The 22,324-nt window shown below is 71.0% G+C and carries 20 protein-coding genes and 1 pseudogene; 8 read left to right on the top strand and 13 right to left on the bottom strand.

What is annotated here, in order from left to right; genetic code table 11:
• The first annotated feature begins 57 nt into the window (after positions 1 to 57).
• Complete coding sequence (locus tag Sfulv_RS27280; RefSeq protein ID WP_179764342.1) at positions 58 to 543, top strand: DUF5133 domain-containing protein; 486 nt, start codon at positions 58 to 60, stop codon at positions 541 to 543.
• A gap of 136 nt (positions 544 to 679) precedes the next feature.
• Complete coding sequence (locus tag Sfulv_RS27275; RefSeq protein ID WP_173317104.1) at positions 680 to 1,126, top strand: Crp/Fnr family transcriptional regulator; 447 nt, start codon at positions 680 to 682, stop codon at positions 1,124 to 1,126.
• Between the two features lie 31 nt (positions 1,127 to 1,157).
• Here the strand turns inward: Sfulv_RS27275 and Sfulv_RS27270 are convergent, their stop codons facing one another.
• Together Sfulv_RS27270 and Sfulv_RS27265 are read right to left on the bottom strand one after the other, a co-directional pair.
• Positions 1,158 to 1,805 (bottom strand): peptidoglycan recognition protein family protein, encoded by a 648-nt coding sequence (locus Sfulv_RS27270; protein WP_173317103.1) that lies wholly within the window; start codon positions 1,803 to 1,805, stop codon positions 1,158 to 1,160.
• 227 nt (positions 1,806 to 2,032) lie between these two features.
• Entirely contained in the window at positions 2,033 to 2,914 is an 882-nt protein-coding gene (locus Sfulv_RS27265; protein ID WP_173317102.1) for a lysozyme, read from the bottom strand.
• A gap of 383 nt (positions 2,915 to 3,297) precedes the next feature.
• Between Sfulv_RS27265 and Sfulv_RS27260 the strand changes: the two genes are divergently transcribed.
• Positions 3,298 to 5,076, top strand: a complete 1,779-nt coding sequence (locus tag Sfulv_RS27260; protein WP_173317101.1) for a serine/threonine protein kinase — start codon at positions 3,298 to 3,300, stop codon at positions 5,074 to 5,076.
• A gap of 38 nt (positions 5,077 to 5,114) precedes the next feature.
• Here Sfulv_RS27260 and Sfulv_RS27255 read toward each other — a convergent pair whose 3' ends face one another.
• The 4 genes and pseudogenes from Sfulv_RS27255 to Sfulv_RS27245 form a co-directional block, all read right to left on the bottom strand.
• Positions 5,115 to 5,882: an NPP1 family protein gene (locus tag Sfulv_RS27255; protein ID WP_173317100.1), complete on the bottom strand. Its 768-nt coding sequence runs from the start codon at positions 5,880 to 5,882 to the stop codon at positions 5,115 to 5,117.
• Positions 5,883 to 6,031: 149 nt separating this feature from the next.
• Positions 6,032 to 6,242: pseudogene (locus tag Sfulv_RS30810) on the bottom strand (winged helix DNA-binding domain-containing protein); the annotation flags it as partial.
• A gap of 29 nt (positions 6,243 to 6,271) precedes the next feature.
• Positions 6,272 to 6,814 (bottom strand): MOSC domain-containing protein, encoded by a 543-nt coding sequence (locus Sfulv_RS27250; protein ID WP_173317099.1) that lies wholly within the window; start codon positions 6,812 to 6,814, stop codon positions 6,272 to 6,274.
• Positions 6,793 to 7,434, bottom strand: a complete 642-nt coding sequence (locus Sfulv_RS27245; protein WP_173317098.1) for a GNAT family N-acetyltransferase — start codon at positions 7,432 to 7,434, stop codon at positions 6,793 to 6,795. Before Sfulv_RS27245 ends, Sfulv_RS27250 begins: the two co-directional genes overlap by 22 nt.
• A 266-nt stretch (positions 7,435 to 7,700) precedes the next feature.
• On the opposite strand from Sfulv_RS27245, the gene Sfulv_RS27240 reads away from it, so the two are divergent.
• Complete coding sequence (locus Sfulv_RS27240; protein WP_305961390.1) at positions 7,701 to 8,162, top strand: GNAT family N-acetyltransferase; 462 nt, start codon at positions 7,701 to 7,703, stop codon at positions 8,160 to 8,162.
• A 20-nt stretch (positions 8,163 to 8,182) separates the two neighbouring features.
• On the opposite strand, the gene Sfulv_RS27235 is transcribed toward Sfulv_RS27240, so the two are convergent.
• A complete protein-coding gene (locus Sfulv_RS27235) occupies positions 8,183 to 9,313 on the bottom strand; it encodes an AI-2E family transporter (RefSeq protein WP_173317097.1) in 1,131 nt (376 codons plus the stop codon).
• A 264-nt stretch (positions 9,314 to 9,577) separates the two neighbouring features.
• On the opposite strand from Sfulv_RS27235, the gene Sfulv_RS27230 reads away from it, so the two are divergent.
• A complete protein-coding gene (locus Sfulv_RS27230; protein ID WP_173317096.1) occupies positions 9,578 to 10,381 on the top strand; it encodes an endonuclease I family protein in 804 nt (267 codons plus the stop codon).
• A gap of 52 nt (positions 10,382 to 10,433) precedes the next feature.
• Here Sfulv_RS27230 and Sfulv_RS27225 read toward each other — a convergent pair whose 3' ends face one another.
• The 4 genes from Sfulv_RS27225 to Sfulv_RS27210 form a co-directional block, all read right to left on the bottom strand.
• Positions 10,434 to 11,918: a DUF6056 family protein gene (locus Sfulv_RS27225; RefSeq protein ID WP_173317095.1), complete on the bottom strand. Its 1,485-nt coding sequence runs from the start codon at positions 11,916 to 11,918 to the stop codon at positions 10,434 to 10,436.
• Positions 11,919 to 11,963: 45 nt separating this feature from the next.
• Complete coding sequence (locus Sfulv_RS27220; protein WP_173317094.1) at positions 11,964 to 13,403, bottom strand: glycosyltransferase; 1,440 nt, start codon at positions 13,401 to 13,403, stop codon at positions 11,964 to 11,966.
• A gap of 196 nt (positions 13,404 to 13,599) precedes the next feature.
• Positions 13,600 to 14,718, bottom strand: a complete 1,119-nt coding sequence (locus Sfulv_RS27215; protein WP_173317093.1) for an amidinotransferase — start codon at positions 14,716 to 14,718, stop codon at positions 13,600 to 13,602.
• 43 nt (positions 14,719 to 14,761) lie between these two features.
• On the bottom strand, positions 14,762 to 16,813 hold the full coding sequence (locus Sfulv_RS27210) for a prolyl oligopeptidase family serine peptidase (RefSeq protein ID WP_173317092.1): 2,052 nt from the start codon (positions 16,811 to 16,813) through the stop codon (positions 14,762 to 14,764).
• Between the two features lie 701 nt (positions 16,814 to 17,514).
• Between Sfulv_RS27210 and Sfulv_RS27205 the strand changes: the two genes are divergently transcribed.
• Complete coding sequence (locus Sfulv_RS27205; RefSeq protein ID WP_256669150.1) at positions 17,515 to 18,432, top strand: S1 family peptidase; 918 nt, start codon at positions 17,515 to 17,517, stop codon at positions 18,430 to 18,432.
• A gap of 149 nt (positions 18,433 to 18,581) precedes the next feature.
• Here the strand turns inward: Sfulv_RS27205 and Sfulv_RS27200 are convergent, their stop codons facing one another.
• Positions 18,582 to 19,274, bottom strand: coding sequence for a hypothetical protein (locus Sfulv_RS27200; RefSeq protein WP_173317091.1), 693 nt, complete (start codon positions 19,272 to 19,274; stop codon positions 18,582 to 18,584).
• 125 nt (positions 19,275 to 19,399) lie between these two features.
• Between Sfulv_RS27200 and Sfulv_RS27195 the strand changes: the two genes are divergently transcribed.
• Positions 19,400 to 19,828 carry an Hsp20/alpha crystallin family protein gene (locus tag Sfulv_RS27195; protein ID WP_173317090.1) on the top strand — a complete coding sequence of 143 codons (429 nt, stop codon included), beginning with the start codon at positions 19,400 to 19,402 and terminating at the stop codon, positions 19,826 to 19,828.
• A 114-nt stretch (positions 19,829 to 19,942) separates the two neighbouring features.
• Positions 19,943 to 20,353: a DUF2267 domain-containing protein gene (locus Sfulv_RS27190; protein ID WP_173318256.1), complete on the top strand. Its 411-nt coding sequence runs from the start codon at positions 19,943 to 19,945 to the stop codon at positions 20,351 to 20,353.
• Between the two features lie 138 nt (positions 20,354 to 20,491).
• Here Sfulv_RS27190 and Sfulv_RS27185 read toward each other — a convergent pair whose 3' ends face one another.
• Entirely contained in the window at positions 20,492 to 22,309 is a 1,818-nt protein-coding gene (locus tag Sfulv_RS27185; protein WP_173317089.1) for a thiamine pyrophosphate-requiring protein, read from the bottom strand.
• Between the last annotated feature and the right edge of the window lie 15 nt (positions 22,310 to 22,324).

Here is a 22,324-nt window from a genome sequence, read left to right as displayed (position 1 = left end):
TCCTCCATGTCCACGTACGCCGAACAGCGATCCGAATCCGGTGGGGCATCCACGCCCGTGACGACGGAACCCGTCCGGAAGCCGGTTCTCGACGAATCGGCCATGCCCTGGGCGATCGGAATGATCATGGCGATGACCCCGTGCGCGAGACGCGACGCGAAGCGGGTCCTGGCCGTCGCGGCGGAGACCGCGCATCTCACCCCGGCGGCCATGGCCGCCGCGATGGTGGCGGGCTCGCGCGGCGCACCGGTTCCGGCCCATGTGGAACGGGCGCTCCGCGGGGCGATGGAGGCGGCCCGCACGCCCGCGCTCCCCTCCGACGCCGTGCGGGGCGTGGCCCTGCTGCCGAGCCGCGCCCGGACCGAACAGGTGCTGACCGAGTTCCGCAAGCGCCAGGCTCTGCTGGCCGCCGCCCCCTCCGACAGGAGCGCACGCCAGGCCCTGGACGACGCGGCGTACACCCTGTGCGTGCTGCTCGGCCGGACGACGGTTCGGGACGCGGTGGACGCGGCGGAACTGCACCTCGCCGCGTCGTCGGCGTAGCGGCTCCTGCCGGGCACGGGAGCGCGCGGTCGCGTCGCGTACTTTTCGCGGGGCGGGGAAGACTTCTCTACGAAAGGCCGGCAGTCATCCGTCCCGCGCCCTCCCCCGGAGAGCCGTTCCTCGGAGGAGTACTCCGATGACCAGCACCCTGAAGATCACCTCCCTGCCCTCCGCGCACCGTGAACATCTTCTGAGCCTGGGAAATGATGTCCGGTTCCCGGCCGCGCAGCGGCTTTTCGTGGAACACACCGCGGCCGACCGCTTCTGGATTCTCAAGACCGGCGCGGTGACTCTCGACGCACAGCTTCCTCAGCGACGCCGAGCGGAAATAGAGACGCTCGGTTCCGGAGAGCTGGTCGGCGTTTCCTGGCTCTTCCCTCCCTTCGAGTGGGAACTGGGAGCCGAAACGCTCAGTCCGGTCCGCGCCCATGAATTCGACGCTTCCCAGGTGCGGTCGTTGTGCCAGTCGGACCCCGCGTTCGGATTCGCGGTCAGTCAGTGGGTCGGCAGGGTGCTGACCCGCCGGCTGCACGCGACCCGCGGCCGGCTGCTCGATCTGTACGAATTCGCCGCACGGGCCTGAGCGGCTGAAAAGGGCCGGGCCCCGGTACTCCTCAGCCCATGCTCGCCGCCACCTGGCTGCGCAGTTGCGGCAGCCTGTCGTGCAGGACTCCCGGGCAGAGCGTGGTGCCGAAGTCCTTGTGGCCGTATATGCGGCTCGGCGCCACGCCGTACTGCTGACAGACGTACGCGCAGAGCACCACCAGCACGTCCCACTGGGCCTGCGGGGGCTGAGCGCCGTCGTGGTAGGCGCCTTCGTTGGCGATGCCGATGGCCTGCTCGTTCTGTCCGGACGTGTGGGAGGCCAGCGGGAAGGTGGTGCCGCCCTGCAACGTGCTGAGACTGCGGTGCCGCGCCTCGGTGATCCAGCCGCCCCGGCTGACGAGGAAGTGGTATCCGCTGTCGATCCACCCGTTCTTGTCCATGTGCAAGTCCTGGACCCAGTGCGCGTGCGCGTGTGCCTGGGCCCGGGAGAAGTCCGAGGTGTTCGCGCTGACCGTGTGATGCACGATGATCTTGTTCGGCCGCTTCGCCACCAGGCTCACCGGGCTGCGGGGCGGGCGGGCGTTCCACTGGAGGGTGCTGTCGATATCCGGTTCGACCGCACGCGCGGCGTGGGCGGTGCCCGGTAACGCGGCAGCGGCCAGCCCTCCGGTTCCGGCGAGCAGGACGTGGCGGCGGGTCAGTTTCGGACGGTTCACGGCGGACTCCTGGTCTGCGGTCGTTCCGGCCGTACGGCGGCAGCGGCCGGGGGCTCGGCGAGTGGCCGGCGGGAGGCGGTGGCGGTGCGGCGCGCGCCGGACCCTTACGGCCGGGTGAGCCCTCGTACGGACTCACCCGGCCGCCGCGGGAACGAGCCCGAGCCAGGGGCCTGTGGTCCGGATCGTGCCGGGCTCGCGCGGGTCCGGCCTGATCCGGGCGCGAGACCCTAGGCCGTGTTGTTGGCGAGGGCCACGAGGCGGGAGAGGGTGCCGTTGAACTTGTTGCGGTCCACGTCACCGGAGACGCCGCTGACCCGGCCGGTGGCCGAGTACTGCCAGATCGTCCACGTCGGGAAACCACTGGGGATGTTGGGGCTGGCGGTGCCCCAGTGCGCGATCCAGAGAGGGGACTTGGTGGACATGCCGGTCCAGTTCCCGGTGCAGGTGTTCCACCAGCTCGCTGTCGTGTAGATGACGACGTCCCGGGTCGTGCGCGCCTTGTACGTGTTGTAGAAGTCGTTGACCCACGTGCGCATCTGCGTCGTGGAGAGGCCGTAGCACATGGCGCCCGACGGGTTGTGCTCGATGTCCAGGACACCGGGGAGGGTCTTGCCGTCCTGCGACCACCCTCCGCCGCTGCTCGCGAAGTAGTTGGCCTGCGTCGCCCCGTTCGAGGCGTCCGGGCGGGCGAAGTGGTACGCGCCCCGGATGAGACCGGCGTTGTAGGAGCCGGTGTAGTTAGCGCTGAAGCGGCTGTCCTTGAAGCTGGTGCCTTCGGTGGCCTTCATGTAGGCGAAGTCGATGCCCGCGGCCCTCACCGAGCCCCAGTTGATGGCGCCCTGCCAGTGGGAGACGTCGATGCCCTGGACACCGCTGGTGTCCATCGTGGACACCTCCCCGCCCGCCGAGGGCGGCGGGCCCTGCTCGATACGGGTTCCGGCACCCATCCACGCCTGTCCGGGCTGGACCGGCCGGTCGGGTCCGGGCGGCGCGGCGGCGGCCGGACCGGCGGCTGTCACGAGCAGCGCGGCGACGCTGCCCAGGACACCGGCGAGCAGGGCGCCTCTGGGTCTGACGAGTCGGCGGATCGGAGAACTGTACGCGGGCATAGCTGCCTCCGGGCACGTTGGGGGGAGCGAGCGACTGGCATCCGATAATCGGATGCCATGGACACGACATGAGTAAGACACGAGTAGCGAGGGGCGTAAAGAGGCATCATGGCGTAGACCTGTGGCGCCACCCGCTAGCTGCGCCGACGCGTCGGATTGGCAGAAACTTTCAGCGCTGAAGGATGCCGGACGCCCGATTGCAGGGGACGGTACGGGCGCGGCAGGCCCTCGTACGAAACGGCTGGCGATGCGTCGCGGCGTTCCCGCACCTGGGGCGCGGCCCTCTCCGGGCGGCTTGGGCGGGGCGGATCTTCGGTACGCTCGCGATCGACTTCGAGGCGCCGGCAAGCCCCGGATCACCGCTAGCAGGGGGATGGTTCCATATGAGCAGTACACCTTCGGCCGACCTTTTCCAGCCACTCGAAGCGGACGACCCCACCGTGGTGGGCGGCTACGCCCTCGCGGCGGTACTCGGCACGGGCGGGATGGGCAAGGTGTACCTCTCGTACACGCCGGGCGGCCGCCCCATCGCCCTGAAGGTGATCCGGCCGGAGTTCAGCGAGGACCCCGAGTTCCGGCGCCGCTTCCAGCAGGAGGTGAAGGCGGCGCAGCGGGTCCAAGGTCTGTACACCGCGCCCGTCATCGACTCGGACACCGAGGGGACGCGGCCCTGGCTGGCCACCGCCTACGTACCCGGGCCCTCCCTCGCGCAGGCCGTCGCCCAGCACGGCGGACTGCCCCTGCAAAGCGTGCTGCTGCTGACCGTAGGGGTCGCCGAGGCCCTTCACGTCATCCACGGCGCGGGCATCGTCCACCGCGACCTGAAACCCGCCAACGTCCTGCTGGCGTCAGACGGTCCTCGCGTGATCGACTTCGGCATCGCCCGCGCCGCCGACACCACCGCACTGACGAGCACAGGCGTCAGCGTCGGCACGCCCGCGTTCATGGCGCCCGAGCAGGCGTCCGCCGGCGTGATCACCCCCGCCACCGACATCTTCGCCCTCGGCCAGATCGCGGCCTACGCGGCGATCGGGGCTCCGGCGTTCGGGGACGGTTCCTCACATGCCGTGCTGTACCGCATCGTTCACGAGGACCCCGACCTGAGCAGGCTGCCCGACGACCTGCGCCCTCTGGTGACGCGCTGCCTCAGCCGCGCACCGGCGGACCGCCCCTCCCTCGCCGAGGTCATCGAGCTGTGCCACGCCGTCTCGTCCGCCCCGCTGCGCCAGGGCGAGGACTGGCTGCCGCGGACGATCGCCGGATCCATCACGGAGCGGCTGCGCCTGCCGCAACCGGTGCGCACTCCGGCTGCCGCGGCCCCGGCCGCCCCCACACCGACCGAGGTCTCCCCCCGGCCCCCGGCGCCGGGCGCCCCCTCCTTCGCACCTGCCGGCTACTCCGCGGCAGCACCCACGCAGACCGCTCCGGGGGCTCACGGCAGGCCGATGGGGGTCCCGGCCCCGCCCCAGGGCATGGTGCCGCCGGGGTACCGGGCCCCGGCCGGTTACCCACCGGGCCACGGCACGCCGCCGCCCTTCCGCACCGCCGGCTTCCCGCCCACCGCGCCGCAGCCCAAGCCCCGGCCGAAGGGCCTGATCGTCGCGGGGTCCGTGGTCGCCGCTGTCGCCGTCCTCGCGGTCTTCGGCGCCCTGCTGCCCGATGACCCCGAGGACAGGAAGTCACCCAGCGCCGACTCGACGGCGACGGGTTCCCCGGACAAGGCCCGGCAGCCGGCCGATCCCGAGCCGGTCTCGTACAGGAACGTGGACGTGACGGCCAACTACGACCTCATGCTCGCCGACAATCCGCCCCGCCCGGTCGAGGACACCTCCGGAGGCGTCCTCTACGGCGGCGGAGATCTCTTCTACTACTACGACTCCCTGTTCGGGGACGAGCAACTGGGCACGGCCAACGGGAAGCTGGTGTTGCTGAACAACGCGCGGAAGGGCTCACTGAAGACCTGCCGGAGCGAGACCCGCTACACGGAGAAGATCGGCCTCGACCAGCTCACGAACGGCTCGGAGATCTGTGTACTGAGCGATGCGGGGCACATCGCCGTCGTGACCTACCGGGGTAGATCGGCAGCCGACGACCCGAGCAGGTACTTCACCCTCGACCTCACGATCTGGCGCAACGCGGAGAAGTCCAAGGAGAGTAGTTGAGGCCCGCCGTCGCGACGGCGGGCGGGGGTGGCCAGGCGTCAGGCGTAGGGGTCGAACGCGATACCGGCCGGCTTGGCCTTCGCCAGGTGGGAGGCGAAACTGCCGTCCTTGAGGCCGAAGACGGCGCTCCCGAAGTCGGCCTGGCTCAGTCTGTCGCGAAGCCCCGCGGGATAGCCGTTCCAGCCGACGAGGCCGGGGAACTGCCAGCTGTGCTCGTGGTTCTCCGGCGGCTCGTCGTTGGCCGTCGCCGGACGGAAGCAGTGCGTGCTCACGCCGTCCTTGTGGTAGACGATCTTGGGATGCGTACCGTCCCACCGGATCCGGTCGCGGCTGTGGATGTCGAAGGAGCCGTGGGCGGAGGTGGAGACGTACTGGGCCTGGTTGTTCTGCACCCAGACCACGACGTGCTCCCAGTCGTGGCGGTGTCCGCCCAGGCCGCTGCCGGCCAGGGCCTGGTCCTTCTCGAAGTAGAGGCCGTAGATGATCGCGCACCAGCCGTTGTTGCACTTGTAGCGCGCGTACCCGTTGGTGCTGTCGAGGTCCCACGCGTCACGGCACTGGCCGTTGAGCGCGCCGCTCGGGTTGAGGCCGGTCGCGACGGTGCCGTCCGGTCCGATCGCTGCCGTGGGATAGCAGCCGTCCGTGTCGTAGTCGTAGGCGGGCTGGAACGTCTGCTCCAGCGCGTCGGCGACAGCGGGCAGAGCCGGGGGCGGAGCCGCGTAGGCGCCTCCCGGGAAGGCGATGACGAGTGCGACGGCGCTGCCGAGGGTCAGCGACACTCTGCGGATCCGCGAGCTCTTCTTCAACTGGGTCCTCCTCATTGACCGCGGCGGGGGGCGCGCGACGTGATTGGCATGCCCATTTCAGGTTGCGCCAACCTCGTGACCTGGCAGGTCCGTGGGGATGTCGGCGCGGTGAAGCGGCGGGCAACACCTGGCGCAAGGACGGCCGGACGCAGGTCGTGGAAGGCCGTGGCCTCGACACCGCCCCGACCGGGCGACGGACACCGGCCACCTATCCGTCGACCAGCAGGGTCGGCAGCACGTCACCGCCGGCACGGATCACCGGTCGGCGCCAGGAGGGAGGAACGACCCGGTCGCGGTCGGCGCAGGCGAGCAGCGTGCTGCCCTCATGACCATGAGCCGGGGCGGTGCCGGGGTGTCCCCACCCCGTCCCGACAGACCGGGTCACTCACTCATACCCGCTCCAGCGGAGTGTGCGGGCCGGGGGGCAGCTCGACGTGGACGGTGTCACCGGGGTGGACCGCTCCGCTCCGCCGCACCACACCCATGATCCCGCACTTGAAAACGAACTCGCCGGTGGCGGCGTCGAGTTCGAAGACCTCCTGGAGCAGGCCCCGGCGGAAATCGTTGATCTTCGCACACGGATTGCGCAGCCCCGTCACCTCGACCACCGCCTCCTCGCCGAGCCGCAGGAGGGCCCCGGTGGGGAGTCCGAGGAGGTCGATCCCGCGTGTGGACACGTTCTCGCCGAGCTGGCCCGGGGTGACGGTGAACCCCTTGGCCGCGAGTTCGTCGAAGAGTTCCTCATGGATGAGGTGGACCTGGCGCAGGTTGGGCAGACGCGGCTCGTACCGCATACGGAACTGATGCCTGATGGTCTCCCCCGCGTGGACATCGCCCTGCACGCCGAGGCCGGCGAGCAGGGTGATGCCCGTACGGTTCCGCTTGCTGAACGAATACGCCTTCTCGCTGCTCACAGCCGTGACCCGTGCCATTGCGCCGCCCCCTTCATCTCGCCGTACGTCCGCCCGAGGACCCGGCCACCCTGAGCGGACGCCGGTCCCGCGGACCAGGTACCGGGGGCGGGTCTGTCGACGCGGTAGACGTAGTGGGCGCGGTCGTCGTCCGGGTTGTCCGGCTCCAGGTCGGCGGTGCCGATCCTGCGCAGCCCGGCCTTCTCCAGCGCCCGCCACGACGCACGGTTGCCCGCGTGGACCGGGACGACGACGGCGGAGGCGTCGGGGTGGTCGGCCCACGTCGCCTCCACGACCGACCGGATGATACGAGGGCCGAGCCCTTGCCCCACCCGGGCGGGATCTCCGAGAAGGTAGTCGATCGTGACGGCGGTGGCGGGCAGTTCGACCTGGTCCGCCAACTCGTCCCGGTAATCGGGGTAGTCGGCGAACCGGCACCGCTGGACCAGGGCGACCGGGGTGCCGTCCAGCATGACCAGCAGATCCTCCGACGGCTCCTCACCCCGCGCGGCGGGCCCGAAATCCCGTGCCACCGCCTCCGTTGAGGTGTCGTGGTACCACCAGCGGGCCACATGCGGTTGTCTGAGCCACTCCCGCAGCAGCGGGAAATCCGCCTCCCCCATCCGGCGCCATGTGATCACGATGTCCCCCCGAAGCTCGTCAACGGTCCGATCGACCACCGTACCCATGGCGGGCGGGCCGGCGCGTAATGCGGTGGCCGGGGCCGGCGTGCCCGGTGCTTGGATGCTCGGCGTGACCTCTGCGGATGCTGGTGACCACCCTGAACCGGCCCTGCTCGACCGCCTGGAACGGTACTACGACGCGGTGCCACGCCCCAGCGCGCGGGCCGAGGACTTCGGGCCGCTCACCCTGTTCGTACGGGAGGGCCGGGGGTGGCCGTTACACGGTGCGTGTTCCCGGTCCGGACGACCCGGTACTGGCGAGCGCGCTGGCCGTACCCCGTCTCGCTTTCTCGGAGCCCGGGACCGGGGTCGGCGCGGCTGGAGCCGCCGCGTTGGCGGAGGCCGTGCGTGCTCAGGCGGGGGACGGGTCGGTGGAAGAGGCGGCGGCGCGGATCGCGGCAGGTCTCACCTCGGTGGCCGCGGTGGTGGACGGGGGAACGGCGTTGTGCGCGGGGCAGCACCAGCCGGTCGGATCCGTCAGTGAGATCGTCGGAGTGGGAACACTTCCCGCCGCCCGCCGTCGCGGCCTGGGGCTCGCGGTCACCGTGGCGCTGGTGGCGGACGCGCGAGCCCGCGGAGTGGAGACCGTCTTCCTGTCAGCGGGTGACGACGACGTGGCCCGGATCTACGCCCGCCTCGGCTTCCGGCGCGTCGCCACCGCGCTGATCGCGGAACCCGCCGGGTGACGGGTGCGCGGGACCAGGACCTAGGAGGGGACGGCCGCACCCGGCACGTACGAGTCGTCCGGCTCCGGCTCCGCCGGCGGTTCCTGCGACGGCTCGCTGAGCTGCTCGCGCAGGTAGTTCCACACCACCGCGACCAGTGCGGCCGCCGGTACGGCGAGCAGGCTGCCCACGATGCCCGCCAGGCTGCCGCCCAGGGTCACGGCCAGCAGCACCACCGCGGCGTGGAGACCGAGCCCGCGGCTCTGGATCATGGGCTGGAACACGTTGCCCTCCAGCTGCTGCACCACGAGGATGATGGCCAGCACGATCAGCGCGTCCGTCAGGCCGTTGTACACCAACGCGATGAGTACGGCGACCAGTCCGGCGAACAGGGCTCCCACGATCGGTACGAACGCCGAGATGAAGGTGAGTACGGCCAGCGGGAGCGCCAGGGGCACGCCCAGAATCCACAGGCCGAGGCCGATGAAGACGGCGTCGAGCAGGCCGACGAATGCCTGGGAGCGCACGAAGGCACCGAGCGTGTCCCACCCGCGTGCCGCCACCACCGGTACGTCGGTGGCCAGTCGGCCCGGGAGCTGGCGGGCGAGCCACGGCAGGAACCGCGGGCCGTCCTTGAGGAAGAAGAACATCAGAAACAGCGACAGGACGGCGGTGACGACCCCGTTCAGTACGGTGCTCAGGCCCGTGGCGACAGCGGTGACCATGCTGCCGATGCTGTCCTGGACGCGCGCGACCGCGGTGTCGAAGGCGCCGCTGATCTGGTCCTCACCGATGTTCAGCGGCGGCCCGGCGGCCCACTCTCGCAGCCGCTGGATGCCTTCCACCACTCCGTCGGCCAGCTCGCCCGACTGGGAGGCGACCGGCACGGCGATCAGCGCCACGATGGCCGTGAGGACGAGGAGGAACAGCACGGTGACGACCGCCGCCGCGAGGGCGGGGTGCCAGCCGCGCCGCCGCAGGAAGCGGGTGGGCGGCCAGGTCAGGGTGGTGAGGAAGAGGCCGACGACGATCGGCCAGACGATCGGCCACATCCGGCCCAGCACCCACAGGGCCACTGCGGCCGCGGCAAGGACCAGCAGCGACTCGACGGCGACACGTGCCGTGGTCCGGAGCGCGGCGGCCGTCTTTATGGAGCTCAATGTGGCAGACATGGGGCCACCCTATTGACTGTCGGGGCCGCGCTCCGAACCGGCCGGTGCGGCGGGCTCCCCCGGTCCCCGTGAACGGTGCCCTCGCTCCGGACGCCGTCCCCGTATGCGAGAACGTCACGGAAACGCCTTCTCCCGGTTACGTGACCGGCCGCCGCATCGTGTCATGCTCCCGATGACATCAGGTCAACACGCGTAGAACGGGGCGCCGTTGGGGCGAAACCCACCCGTTCCGGCGCGTGCCGTCCCCCGGGAAAGGACACCCCCATGTCCGTTGCGTACCAGAGCAGATGGAAGGTGCTGGCGGCAGCCATATCCGCCGTCCTGCTCGCCCTCACCCTTCCGACGGTCGCCGCGAGTCCCGCGAGTGCCACGACCACGGCGTACGACAGCACGTACTACAAGAACGCGGTCGGCAAGAGCGGCGCGAGCCTGAAGTCCTCGCTGCACACGATCATCACCCCGCAGACCAAGCTCTCCTACGACGCCGTCTGGAACGCGCTGAAGGTCACCGACCAGGACCCGGCCAACAGCGGCAACGTGATCCTGCTGTACAGCGGCGCGTCACGCAGCAAGGCCCTCAACGGCGGAGACGTGGGCGACTGGAACCGCGAGCACGTGTGGGCCCAGTCGCACGGAAACTTCGGCACCTCCTCCGGTCCCGGCACGGACCTTCACCACCTGCGTCCCGCGGACGTACAGGTCAACAGCATCCGTGGCAACAAGGACTTCGACAACGGCGGCAGCGCGGTCAGCGGCGCGACCGGCAGTTACACGGACTCCAACTCCTTCGAGCCGCGCAACGCGGACAAGGGCGATGTGGCCCGCATGATCCTCTACATGGCCGTCCGTTACGAGGGGGGTGACACGTGGGCCGATCTGGAGCCCAACGATGCGGTCACCAACGGCAGCGTCCCGTACCACGGCCGCCTTTCCGTGCTGAAGCAGTGGAACGCGCAGGACCCGCCCAGTGCCTTCGAGGAGCGGCGCAACCAGGTCATCTTCGACAGCTACCAGAAGAACCGGAACCCCTTCATCGACCACCCGGAATGGGTCGAGGCGATCTGGTAGACCAGCCTCCGCGGCGGTGCGGCCGCGGGAGCGGGAGCTCCCCTGCCACCGGTCAGGGGAGCTCGGTCGAGTACGTGACGCGTTCGAGTCGGTAGTAGTCGGCGACGCACCCGGCGGGCCACGGACTGCGCCCCTGCCGGCTGAACGGCTCCAGCATCCCGCTCACCGTGACGGGGGTGTACGGCGCCGCATCGGCGCCCGCCGCCGCCCGCTCCCGCAGCCACCGGTCCTGGCGGTCCCAGCGCTCCGCGCGGGCCTGCATGTTGGTGTCGAGGCGGGCGAGCGCGATGGCAGGGCCGATGCAGACGAGCACGCAGAGCGCGGCGCAGACAGCCTTGACCGGGACGGTGTTCCGGGCGAGCGGCCGAAGGGCCTGCCCGATGAGCAGGCCCGCGCCGACGAGCAGCACGATGTACAGCAGCAGGTAGTCGTTCCAGAGCCGGTTGGCCACCGCGACGCGCTCGGCGAAGGCCGGGTAGGTGATGACCGTGCAGAGGTATCCGGAGACGAGCAGCGCGAGCGTGCCGGTGGTGGCGAGCAGCGCCCGGTGCGCGGGTGGGCGGGCCGGGGTTCCGTCGGCCCGGTCCGCGAGCAGCCCCAGCAGGAGCCCTGCGGCGACCGCTCCGGCGTACTGCCAGGTCGTGGCGACGGTGGCGATGATCTCGCCGAACCCGCGCAGGGAACCGATCAGCGAGTCGGGTGCCAGCAGTGCGGCGTTCTGCGCGCCGAACCGTTCCCGGCGGGCCTGGGAGCCGGGAGAGGCGAGCAGGATGAGGGCGCCGGTCCCCGTACCCGCGATGCCCGCCGCGCACCAGGCCCGTCCGTAGGTCCGGGCGTGTGCCGGGAAGACCCGGCGGCCGGTCAGGGCTGCCGCCACCAGCACGACCAGTACGACGACGGTGGTCTCCTCCGACAGGGTGCCGATGACCAGGCCCATGAGGAAGGCAGAGACCGACGCGAAGAGCCTGCCCCGCCGCGAGCGCGACCGGAGGAGGGGGATCAGCGCGGCGCAGGCGAGTACCGGCGGCAGGGTGTGCGACACCGATGCGGCGGGCCAGTAGAACGTCTTGTAGGTGTTCGTCGTGGCGAACAGGAAGAGCGCGGTCGCCATGGACGCGAGCAGGAGCGCCGTGCCCCGGGGCACCGAGAGGCCCGCTCTGCGCAGGGCCGCGCCCGCCACCGCCCACAGGACGCCCAGCGTCAGTACGGCGCTGACCACGGCGAACCACTGGTGCCCCGCGACTCCGAACCTGGCGTAGGCGCCGACCAGCAGCCCGTTGGCGACGCGCCCGTTGTCGTCGAGGTAGAACGTGCCGACGATCCCGGAGATGCCCTCGTCCCGTACGACCGGCAGGAAGCACCAGTCGTCGGCGCTGGGGCGCACCCAGCGCCCGGTCCAGGAGGCGGCGGCGAGCAGGACGAGGGGCGGGAGGGCGAGGGCCGGTACCCAGAGGCCGGTCCACGGTCTCCGTCCTGGCGGCCGGAGCCGCTCGTCCGGCTGTTCCGGGACCGTGGTGCCAGGGGCGCTGCCAACCATGTGCGGAGGTGCCTTTCGTCGCCGGCGGGAGCTCGGGAACCGGGTTCAGCGGCTGTCGGACTTGATCATCGGCGGCTCGGAGGGCGTGTCGTCGGGCCGGCCGGCCGCGGCGCCCGTGCGCCGGCCCGAGGTGATCGCCCACCGGGCCAGCAGGAAGGAGACCGGCGTGACGAGCACGCCGGCGACCAGCGCGGCGACGTTCTTGTCCATGTCCAGCACACTGACCGCGTAGTGGAGCAGGGCGCCGGAGGCGAGCAGGTTGACGACGCTCGACAGGGGATAGCGCGCGAGCCCGCGCCAGGTCGGTGCGGTGCCCACCGTGATGTAGGAGTTGAGCAGGAACGAGCCGATGACGCTGACCGTGAACCCCGCCGCGTGGGCGAGGAGGTAGGGAATCCACTGGTTGAGAAGGACGTAGACGGCGAGGTACACCGCGGTGTTCACGAAGCCGATGAGGACGAACGAGGCGAACTGGCGCATGGTGTGCGACCGGCCGGCGGCGAGCTCGCTCAGCTCGCCCGGAAGGACAGGCTTCGGCGCTCCGGGCCGTACGGGACACGACTCGTCCGTCTCCCGTACGACGTAGGGGGGACGGTGTTTCGCCTCGTGGTAGATGCGGCCGACGTATTCCCCGATGACGCCGAGTGTGACGAGCTGAATGCCGCTCAGCGCCACGACGGCGGTGAGGAGGGTGGCGTAGCCGGGGGTCTCCGCACCGTTCAGCGCGACGTTCACGATCGTCCACAGGGCGTAGACGAGCGCCGAGACGAAGACCCAGAAGCCGGTGTAGATGGCGAGGCGCAGGGGGCGGTTGTTGAAGGACAGCAGTCCGTCGATGCCGTAGTTGAGCAGCCTGCGGCTTCCCCATTTCGACTGTCCGGCCGCCCGTTCCCTGTTCCGGTAGCGGAAGCTGACCGTGTCGAAGCCGATCCAGGAGAAGATTCCCTTCGAGAAGCGGTTGCTCTCCGGCAGCGAGAGCACGCTGTCCACCGCCCGCCGGGAGAGCAGCCGGAAGTCCCCCGACCCGTCGACGACCTCCACGTCCATGCACCGGCGGACCAGCGCGTAGTAGGTGTGGCTGAGTGCGGTGCGCAGCATGCCGTCGCCCGTACGGTCGCGGCGCGGGATGACCTGGTCGTATCCGTGCCGGTGCAGTTCGAGCATGCGGGGAATGAGTTCGGGCGGGTGCTGGAGGTCGGCGTCCATCAGCACCACCGCGGCGCCTTTGGACATCCGGAGCCCGGCGAGCATGGCCGCCTCCTTGCCGAAGTTCCGGCTGAAGGCGGTGTACCGGACACGCGTGTCGAGCGCGGCGAGGCCGCCCAGCAGCAGGCGCGTCCCGTCGGTGCTGCCGTCGTCCACGTAACAGACTTCGAGCGCTTCGCCCAGGGGTTCGAGGGCGGCGAGCAGCGCGGCGTGGAAGGTCTCGATCGCTTCGGCCTCGTTGAAACACGGCACCACGACCGACAGCTGAAGGGCAGTCATGTCACGCTCCCCGGAATCGGCTGACCGCCTGTCTCCGGGTGACCGGCAACGGCCCGGACCTGCGCGCCGGGCCTCGACGTCAGTTCTTCCGACGCCGTCCACTGTGCGCCCCGCCACTGTTCGGCACGGCGATCCGCGGCCCGAACGCGCGGAACACGTCTTCTTTTCATACGAACAGCGCACGCGGGGGGTCAGGTCAGCCGGTGTAGGACTCCAGCGTGCCGCGCCGCCTGACATCGAGGGTCGCGCAGTGGAAGGAGCCGCCGAAGGGCGCGTAGTGCAGCAGGTCGCACGGGACCGGCTCGAACCCCCAGCGTTCCAGGGCGCGCAGCATGCCGGTGTGGTGCCGCTCCGCGATCACCCTGGTCCCGTCGATGACCAGTACGTTCATGCTGAGCCATTTGCCGCACATCGAGGTGATCCTGAGCAGGCGTTCGTCGATGGGGTCGGGTTCCGGGGCGATCAGGATGTCCCAGGAGCGCAGCGCGTCGGGCAGCCGGTCCACGTCGACGTACTCGGGGTTGACCAGCAGTCTGCCGGGGGCGAGCGGGAGGAGGGTGGTGTCGATGTGCATGGGGGTGCGGCAGCGGCTCTCGATCTCGTGGACGCGGTAGCCGCCTCCGAGGTGGCGGCGCAGCCACTCGATCCCCATGCCGTTGGTGACGTTGCTCCGTGTGACGAAGAGGTCGCGGCCGGCGCGTACGAAGTCCGCCGCGTCGAAGACCGGCTCGAACTCGGTGAGGATGTACCGCATGGGCTCGTCGGGCCCGGGGGCCCGGAAGTCCGGCTCGAACAGGGCGTCGGTGAGCTGCGGTCTGGGGGCCGCCGTCCAGCGCGCTCCCCGCCGGAAGTACTCCTTGAGGACCGGGCGGTAGGAGTGGCTCTCGAAGTAGCGGCACGGCCAGGCCATCGGGGTCTCGATGATCTCGTCACCGATCACGAGCAGGCTGTCGCGTGGGCAGGTGTTGCAGAATCCGCGCGAGGACCAGTCGGGGGTGGCGAAGCGCTGCTTGTGGTCGACGGCGTCCGGACGCCTGACGGTGACGTCGAGGGACTCCAGCAGATCGATGAACCGGTCGAGTTCGTCCTGCGCCCGCTCGACCAGCGCGCGCGGATACTTCACGCCCGCTGCGAGGCCCTGGAGGCGTGCCGCCCAGGGCGGGATGTTGCACGCCACGACCGGGTGGCTGGAGGGGATCGTCGCGCCGTCGAGGCGCCCGACGATGATCTCCTCCAGCGGGTCCCACTCGTTGTGGGAGCTCACCGGTGAGTCGAGCGGCGCCGGGGGCAGGGGGCCCGGTTCCACTGCCGCCATCGCTCGACCGCCTTCGCTCCCGGGTGTACGCGTCTCCCCGCATTCAATCAGTTACGGGCGGTGAGGCAAGCGGAGTGCGGCGGCGGGAGAGGTGCTGCCACAGGAAGGTGTGCACGAGGGCGCTGTTGTGCGCGGACCGCTCGTTGTCGGTGGCGCCGGCATGGCCGCCGCCGGTGTTCTCGTACAGCAGGACCTGGTGGCCCAGTCCGCGCAGCCGGGCGGCCGTCTTGCGGGCGTGCCCCGGGTGGACGCGGTCGTCGCGGGTGGAGGTCATCAGGAGGACCGGCGGGTAGGCGGCGTCCGCGGTGAGCTGGTGGTACGGGGAGAAGGCGCGGAGGTGGGCGCGGTCGGCCTCGTCGTCCGGGTCGCCGTACTCGGCGATCCACGAGGCTCCGGCCAGCAGTCTGTGGAAGCGGAGCATGTCCAGCAGGGGTACGTCACCGACGATCGCGCCGAAGAGGTGCGGCCACCGGGTGAGCATCGCGCCCATGAGGAGACCGCCGTTGCTTCCGCCCTCGGCGCCCAGCATGGCCGGGGTGGTGATGCCCCGCGCGACGAGGTCCGCGGCGACGGCCGCGAAGTCCTCGAAGGCGCGGGTGCGTCGCGCGCCGAGCGCGGCCTGGTGCCAGTCCGGGCCGTACTCTCCGCCGCCCCGGATGTTGGCGATCACGTGGGTGCCGCCGCGCTCCAGCCACGCCCGGCCCGTCACGGCGCCGTAGTGGGGGGTGAGGGAGACCTCGAAGCCGCCGTACCCGTAGAGCAGGGTGGGGCCCGGGCCGGTGTCCGTGCGGTCGGGGCCGATCACGAAGTACGGGACCCGGGTGCCGTCCGGGGAGGTCGCGAACGACTGCTCCACCGTCAGGCCCGCCGCGTCGAAGCGGGCCGGCACCTGTTTGAGGATCTCCGTGTCCGCACCGATCTCACCCCGGTAGAGGGTGGAGGGCTGGAGGAAGCCTGAGACGTCGAGGAAGAACTCGTCGGAGACGTCCGGGTCGGTGTCCACCACCGTGGCGGCCGACAGCGCCGGGACGTCCGCGAGCGGCTTCCGCGCCCATCCACGTCCGGGGCGGGGCGTGAGGACCTCGATATGGGCGCTGACGTCCCGCATCGTCTCCAGGATCAGGTGGCGGCGGGTCCACGAGTGCCCGGCCAGAGCCGTCCGCTCGTCCGGGGTGAACAGCACCTCCGCCGTGCGGTCGCCCGCCAGGAAGGCGTCGAAGCCGAAGGCCAGCAGGGAGCCCGCCCGGTGTCCGAGCCAGTCGGACTTCAAGGAGACGACCAGGTACTGGCGATGGGCGTAGGCACGGGCGTCGAGGGGGACGTCGATCTTGACCGGTGTGTCCCCGGGGGCCAGCAGGTACGTCTCCGCGCGGAAGAAGTCCACCGAGCGCCCGACGAAGTCCCGCTCGAATCCGGGTGTGCTGTCGTGCCAGGCATAGGCGGCCACGTCGCCCGCTCCGGCTTCGAAGACCGGGGTGGCTTCCGCCAGCGGAGTGCCGCGCCGCCACCTGCGGACCGTGCGCGGATAACCGGAGTCGGTCAGGGAGCCCGGGCCGGTGTCGGTGCCGACGAAGACGGTGTCGGCGTCGATCCAGCCGATCCGCGTCTTCGCCTCCCCCACCCGGAAGCCGTCGTCGACGAAGGCCAGGGTCGAGAGGTCGAACTCGCGCACCGTGCAGGCGTCGCCGCCGTCGCGGGACAGGCACACCAGCGCCCGGTCGTACGCGGGGTGGCGCACCCGCGCCCCGGCCCACACCCACTTCTCGCCCTCGACGGCGCGGAGCGCGTCGACGTCGAGCAGGGTCTCCCACGCGGGGACGTCCTTGCGGTACTGCTCCAGTGACGTACGCCGCCACACTCCGCGTACGTGCTCGGCGTCCCGCCAGAAGTTGTACAGGAACGCTCCGCGGCGCACGACGTACGGGATGCGGTCCGAGGCGTCCAGCACCTCCCGCAGGCGGCCTTTGAGGAAGGCGAAGCCCGCGTCGGTGGTCAGTGCGGCCTCCGTCTCGGCGTTGCGCTCGGCCACCCAGTCGAGTGCGGCCTCGCCCTCGACGTCTTCGAGCCACAGGTACGGGTCGTCTTCCCTCACCATCGAATTGTGCGGGTCCGCGCGACACCGCGCGACGACATTCCGCCGCCCCCCGTGCGCCAGGTCGCCGTCGCGCCCCGCCGACGACGTGATCAGGACACCCGGGCGAATGGGGCGAACGGGAACGATTGCGGCATTACCAGAGCGGCGGCTGCCCGTATCCGGGGCCGTGGCGCGCAAGGCCACCGGCGTTCTCGGCGGCGGTCCCGGCGCCCGGTGCCGGCGGTGGCCCGGCCCGGCGGCCGCGCTTCAGCCATGCCCTGGAGCCCGCGCCGATGGCCCCAGGAGGAGGCCCCCGTACGACAACGGCCGGAAGGGAACGGCGGCGGGGTCACGCGACGACTGAACTGCAGAAACGGTATGAGCCCTTCCGCTAAGACCGCGTACCGGTTCGGTGGCCTCGGCCGGTACCTCACGACGGCCTGAGAGCCCGTCAGCCAGCTCCCGCAAGCGTGTGCTGCCCCCTCTCCCGCCCCACCGGGCACAGGGGCCCGAGAGGGCCGCCGTTGCACCCGTGGGGGCCTGGGTCACATGAACGCGCGTAGACGGCCGAAAGGCGTTCTTGCAACGTGACGCTCCCTGCACCCAGGATTCGTCTCGTCGAGATTGGCAGGTCCATGGCGGGCATCCCCTCCTGGACCCACCCTTCCGGCCCCAACGGCTCGCCCACCCAAGCGAGCCCCCCACTCCCACCGGAGGATGCAGTGAACTTCAAGCGTCTGTCCCCCCTCGGCAGCGTCACGAACGGCGCACGGCTGATCGCCGTGTCCACCGCACTCCTGGCTGCCGCAGCGCTTGCAGCACCCACCTCGTCCGCGGCGACAGCCGTTGACGGCCGGGCCACCACCACCCAGCTCGCCGCCGCGAGCGACGCCGTTCGCGGCGCCGACGTGGCCGGCACCGCCTGGTACACCGACCAGGCGACCGGCAGAGTCGTCCTCACCGCCGACTCCACCGTCTCGGCGGCCGAGATCGCCAAGATCAAGAAGGCGGCCGGAGACCGCGCCTCCGCGCTGGAGATCAAGCGCACCCCCGGCACGTTCAACAAGCTCATCGCGGGTGGCCAGGCCATCTACGTGGGCGGCGGACGCTGCTCGCTCGGCTTCAACGTCCGCAGCGGCAGCACGTACTACGCCCTCACCGCGGGTCACTGCACCAACATCGGCAGCACCTGGTACACCAACTCGGCCAACACCACGCTGCTCGGGACCCGTACGGGCTCCAGCTTCCCGAACAACGACTACGGCATCATCCGCCACTCCAACGCCTCGGCCGCGGACGGCCGCGTCTACCTCTACAACGGCAGCTACCGCGACATCACCGGCGCGGCCAACGCCTCCGTGGGCCAGTCGGTCCAGCGCAGCGGCAGCACCACCGGCCTGCGCGGCGGAACGGTCACGGGCCTCAACGCCACCGTCAACTACGGCAACGGCGACGTCGTCTACGGCATGATCCAGACCAACGTCTGCGCCGAGCCCGGCGACAGCGGCGGCGCGCTGTTCTCCGGCACCACCGCGCTCGGCCTCACCTCGGGCGGCAGCGGCAACTGCTCCAGCGGGGGCACCACGTTCTTCCAGCCGGTGACCGAGGCGCTCAGCGCGTACGGCGTGAGCGTCTTCTGATCCCGGCGGCAGCAACGGTCCGTCGCACTCCCGGACGGGCGCCGCACTGACACGTCACGGACACCCTGGGCCGGCGATCGCATGGCGATCGCCGGCCCTCGGCCGTGCCCGGCGCCATCCGGCTGCCCGGGTGGGCCGCACGGGCCGGGTCATTTCCCGTTGCGGCGCCTGCTGTCGGAGTGCCGGCGCAGGGTCTCCGCCCGGCTGGTGACGTCGGCGACCCGGGCCGCCAGGTCGGGGTGTCCGGGCCGCAGGTGGCTCTGCGTGTCGCCGAGCGGGCCGACCAGCAGCGCGGCGTCGTCCTGCGCCAGTGCCCGGTTGAGCCGGGTCATGAGACCCCGCGCGGGGGCGGGCAGGTCGGTCAACGCGGTGATCCGGCCCGCCAGCTGCCGCAGGTCCCCCGCGTTCTCACGGGCCCAGGCGGCGACGGTGCGGTGGGCCGCCCGGTGGTCCCTCGTCGCCTGTACGCGCTGCTCACCCGTGCTGCCGGACGGGCCGGGGCGGAGCCGGAGGTAGCGGCGTTCCGCCGCCTGCCGGCTCGTGACACCCAGGGGCCCGGCCAGGTCGGCCCAGCTGGCCCCGCCGGCGCGGGCCTCCTCGATGAGGCCGGGCTCCCAGGCGGCCAGCCGCTGTCTGATCTCGCGGAGCAGCAGAAGCGCCGCCAGCGCCTCCTCACCGTTCGGGTCCGGGGGGACGCCGGTGGGGCGCGGGCCCGGTGCCGGTGACTGGGCATCCGCGACCGCCGCCTCGATGGCGCTCAGGGCGTCCATCGCCGCCAGGGCCGTGGAGGCCCGGGACGTGGAGGCCCGGGACGGGGGCTCTGTCCGTGCCGAATCCCGCATGTGCCGGAGCCCCTTCCGTAATTGTCATCGATCGGGCGACATGGTGATTGTCATCGCTTCGATGACATGTTACAACGGAAGGGAGAGAAGCGCAGGGCGCACTGACTCACTGGAGGTGTTCACCGATGCTTATGCGCACCGATCCCTTCCGCGAACTCGACCGGCTCGCCGAGCAGATCACCGGCACCTGGTCCAGGCCCTCGGCCATGCCGATGGACGCCTACCGCGACCAGGACACCTATGTGGTGGCCTTCGACGTCCCAGGTGTCTCCAGGGACGCGATCGACATCGACGTCGAACGGAACATGCTGACGGTCCGCGCCGAGCGCCGACCGCGGCACGACGCTGAGAACGTGCAGATGGAACTCACCGAGCGGCCGCTCGGCGTCTTCTCCCGGCAGCTCGTCCTGGCCGACACCCTGGACACGGAGAACATCAGGGCGGACTACGAGGCGGGCGTGCTGACCCTGCGCATCCCGATCGCGCAGCGCGCGAAGCCGCGCCGGATCAGCATCGGCGACGGAGAATCCGGCCGGACCGGGATCGAGAGCTGAGCCGGCCCGGGAACGAGCCCTGGAGCGGCGGGGGACGGGTACGCCTCACGCCTCCCCTCCCGGCCCCGTCCCCCGTCTCCTCCTCCACACGCAGGGAGGCCGGAAGTGACTCATATGAGCTGGTCGGCGTTCCTGGACGCCGTCCAGGAACGCGGCGACTACCGGACGCCGCACGAGGCGGAACGGGCGGCACGCACCGTCCTCGCTCTGCTGGGCGCCCACCTGGTGGGTGAGGAGCGTGCCGAACTGGCCGCGAAACTGCCGGAGACGTTCGCCCTCATCCTGCTGAACCCCCTCCAGGCGGCCGAACCCCTCACTCCCGAACGGTTCGTCCGCGCCACGGCGGCGTGGATCGAGGGAGCGACGGAAAGGACCGCCCTGTGGGACGTCGGCGCGGTACTGAGCGTCATGACCGACGCCGCGGGCGAGGACCTCACCCGTCGCCTGCTGCTCCAGCTGCCCCCGGGGTACGACCTGCTCTTCGGGCACCCCGGGCCCCCCGGACCGCCCACCGGAGACCGATGACGACACGAAGGGCGAGGAGAGGGCAGCCACGCTGAAGCCCTGCGGGTGGCGCCGGGCGAGCCCGGTCGCGGCCGGCGGGTGAAGGGCCGGAGCCCTGCGCCCGCCCCACGCCGAGCGGGCGCCCGCACCCGACCGTGCCTAGGTCCGCTCACCGTCCCGCCCGGAATCCCGGCGGTGGCCCGGCAGGATCTCCTGCACCTTCGCCTTGATCCCCTGACGCAGGACGGCCCCCCGGTCGCTGTCGCCCTTGAGGACCGAGAGGGCGGCCGCCTCGATCTGGGAGAGGTCGGCGTGCGGCGGGATCGGCGGGACGGCCGGGTCGGTGCGGAAGTCGATGACGAAGGGCCGGTCGGCGCCCAGGGCCCGCTGCCAGGCCGGCTCGACCTCGTCCGGCTTCTCCACGCGCACCCCCTCCAGGCCGACCGAGCGGGCGAAGTCGGCGTAGCGCACGTCCGGGAGGGCCTGCGAGGGAAGGAACTGCGGTGCCCCGGACATCGCGCGCATCTCCCAGGTGACCTGGTTGAGGTCCTGGTTGTTGAGGACGGCGACGATCAGCCGGGGGTCCTCCCACTCCTGCCAGTACTTGGCCACGGTGATCAGCTCCGCCATGCCGTTCATCTGCATCGCCCCGTCTCCCACCAGGGCGATGGCGGGCCGGCCCGGATGGGCGAACTTGGCGCCGATCACGTACGGCACACCCGGGCCCATCGTCGCGAGCGTGCCGGAGAGCGAGCCGCGCATGGTGCCGCGCATCCGCAGATGGCGGGCGTACCAGTTGGCCGCGGAACCGGAGTCGGCGGCGAGCATGACGTCGAGGGGCAGCAGGTCGTCGAGGGCGTGCACCACGTACTCCGGGTTGACCGGGTCCGCCGACACCTCCGCCCGCCGCCGCATGACCTCCCACCACTCCGTGACGTCCTTCTCGATCTTCTTGCGCCAGGCGCCGTGCTTCTTGCGCTTGAGCCGGGGCATGAGGGCTTCGAGCGTCGCGCGGGCGTCACCGACCAGGTTGACCTCGAACGGGTAGCGCAGCCCGATCATGAACGGGTCGATGTCGATCTGCACGGCACGCGCCTGGTCGAACTCCGGCAGGAACTGGGAGTACGGGAAGCTGGAGCCGATGACCAGCAGGGTGTCGCAGTCGCGCATGAGTTCGTACGAGGGCCGGGTGCCGAGCAGGCCGATGGAGCCGGTGACGTACGGCAGGTCGTCCGGGAGCACGTCCTTGCCGAGCAGCGCCTTGGCCACCCCCGCGCCCAGAAGCTCCGCGACCACCTCGACCTCGGCGCGGGCGCCCCGCGCCCCCTGCCCGATCAGGATCGCGACCTTCTCCCCCGCGTTCAGCACCTCGGCCGCACGCTCGATGTCCTCCCGGGCGGGGACGGCTGCGCAGGTGCTCGCCCCCAGGCTGGAGGGCACCATCTTGAAGGCGTGCGTCGGCGGCGTGTAGTCGAGCTCCTGCACGTCGGCGGGGATGATCACGGCGGTCACCGTCCGCTTGGCGTACGCCGTGCGGATGGCCCGGTCGATCACGTTCGGCAGCTGCTCGGGGACGGTCACCATCTCGCAGAAGTCGGAGGCGACGTCCTTGTAGAGGCTGAGCAGGTCCACCTCCTGCTGGTAGGAGCCGCCCATGGCGCTGCGGCTGGTCTGTCCGACGATGGCCACCACGGGCACGTGGTCGAGCTTCGCGTCGTACAGGCCGTTGAGCAGGTGAATGGCTCCGGGGCCCGAAGTGGCCGCGCAGACTCCCACCCTGCCGGAGAACTTCGCGTAGCCGACCGCCTGGAAGGCTGCCATCTCCTCGTGGCGTGCCTGGATGAACCGCGGGTTGTCGTCCGCCCGTCCCCACGCCGAGAGAAGGCCGTTGATTCCGTCACCGGCGTAGGCGAAGACGTGCTCGACCTCCCATTCGCGCAGGCGTTGCAGGACGTAGTCGGAGACCTTGGTCGCCATGGTGGTGCTCCCTGT

Origin of the sequence: Streptomyces fulvorobeus, assembly GCF_013167895.1 — a bacterium.
GTDB lineage: Bacteria > Actinomycetota > Actinomycetes > Streptomycetales > Streptomycetaceae > Streptomyces > Streptomyces fulvorobeus.
This window is presented reverse-complemented; position numbering and strand designations above follow the sequence as displayed.

Excerpts from the sequence above, each read along its gene's own strand:
- Sfulv_RS27200 (WP_173317091.1), bottom strand. The coding sequence starts at position 19,274 with ATGCGGGATTCGGCACGGACAGAGCCCCCGTCCCGGGCCTCCACGTCC.
- Sfulv_RS27250 (WP_173317099.1), bottom strand. The coding sequence starts at position 6,814 with ATGGCACGGGTCACGGCTGTGAGCAGCGAGAAGGCGTATTCGTTCAGC.
- Sfulv_RS27190 (WP_173318256.1), top strand. The coding sequence starts at position 19,943 with ATGAGCTGGTCGGCGTTCCTGGACGCCGTCCAGGAACGCGGCGACTAC.
- Sfulv_RS27210 (WP_173317092.1), bottom strand. The coding sequence starts at position 16,813 with ATGGTGAGGGAAGACGACCCGTACCTGTGGCTCGAAGACGTCGAGGGC.
- Sfulv_RS27235 (WP_173317097.1), bottom strand. The coding sequence starts at position 9,313 with ATGTCTGCCACATTGAGCTCCATAAAGACGGCCGCCGCGCTCCGGACC.
- Sfulv_RS27260 (WP_173317101.1), top strand. The coding sequence starts at position 3,298 with ATGAGCAGTACACCTTCGGCCGACCTTTTCCAGCCACTCGAAGCGGAC.
- Sfulv_RS27275 (WP_173317104.1), top strand. The coding sequence starts at position 680 with ATGACCAGCACCCTGAAGATCACCTCCCTGCCCTCCGCGCACCGTGAA.
- Sfulv_RS27230 (WP_173317096.1), top strand. The coding sequence starts at position 9,578 with ATGTCCGTTGCGTACCAGAGCAGATGGAAGGTGCTGGCGGCAGCCATA.
- Sfulv_RS27265 (WP_173317102.1), bottom strand. The coding sequence starts at position 2,914 with ATGCCCGCGTACAGTTCTCCGATCCGCCGACTCGTCAGACCCAGAGGC.
- Sfulv_RS27225 (WP_173317095.1), bottom strand. The coding sequence starts at position 11,918 with ATGGTTGGCAGCGCCCCTGGCACCACGGTCCCGGAACAGCCGGACGAG.
- Sfulv_RS27220 (WP_173317094.1), bottom strand. The coding sequence starts at position 13,403 with ATGACTGCCCTTCAGCTGTCGGTCGTGGTGCCGTGTTTCAACGAGGCC.
- Sfulv_RS27185 (WP_173317089.1), bottom strand. The coding sequence starts at position 22,309 with ATGGCGACCAAGGTCTCCGACTACGTCCTGCAACGCCTGCGCGAATGG.
- Sfulv_RS27195 (WP_173317090.1), top strand. The coding sequence starts at position 19,400 with ATGCTTATGCGCACCGATCCCTTCCGCGAACTCGACCGGCTCGCCGAG.
- Sfulv_RS27215 (WP_173317093.1), bottom strand. The coding sequence starts at position 14,718 with ATGGCGGCAGTGGAACCGGGCCCCCTGCCCCCGGCGCCGCTCGACTCA.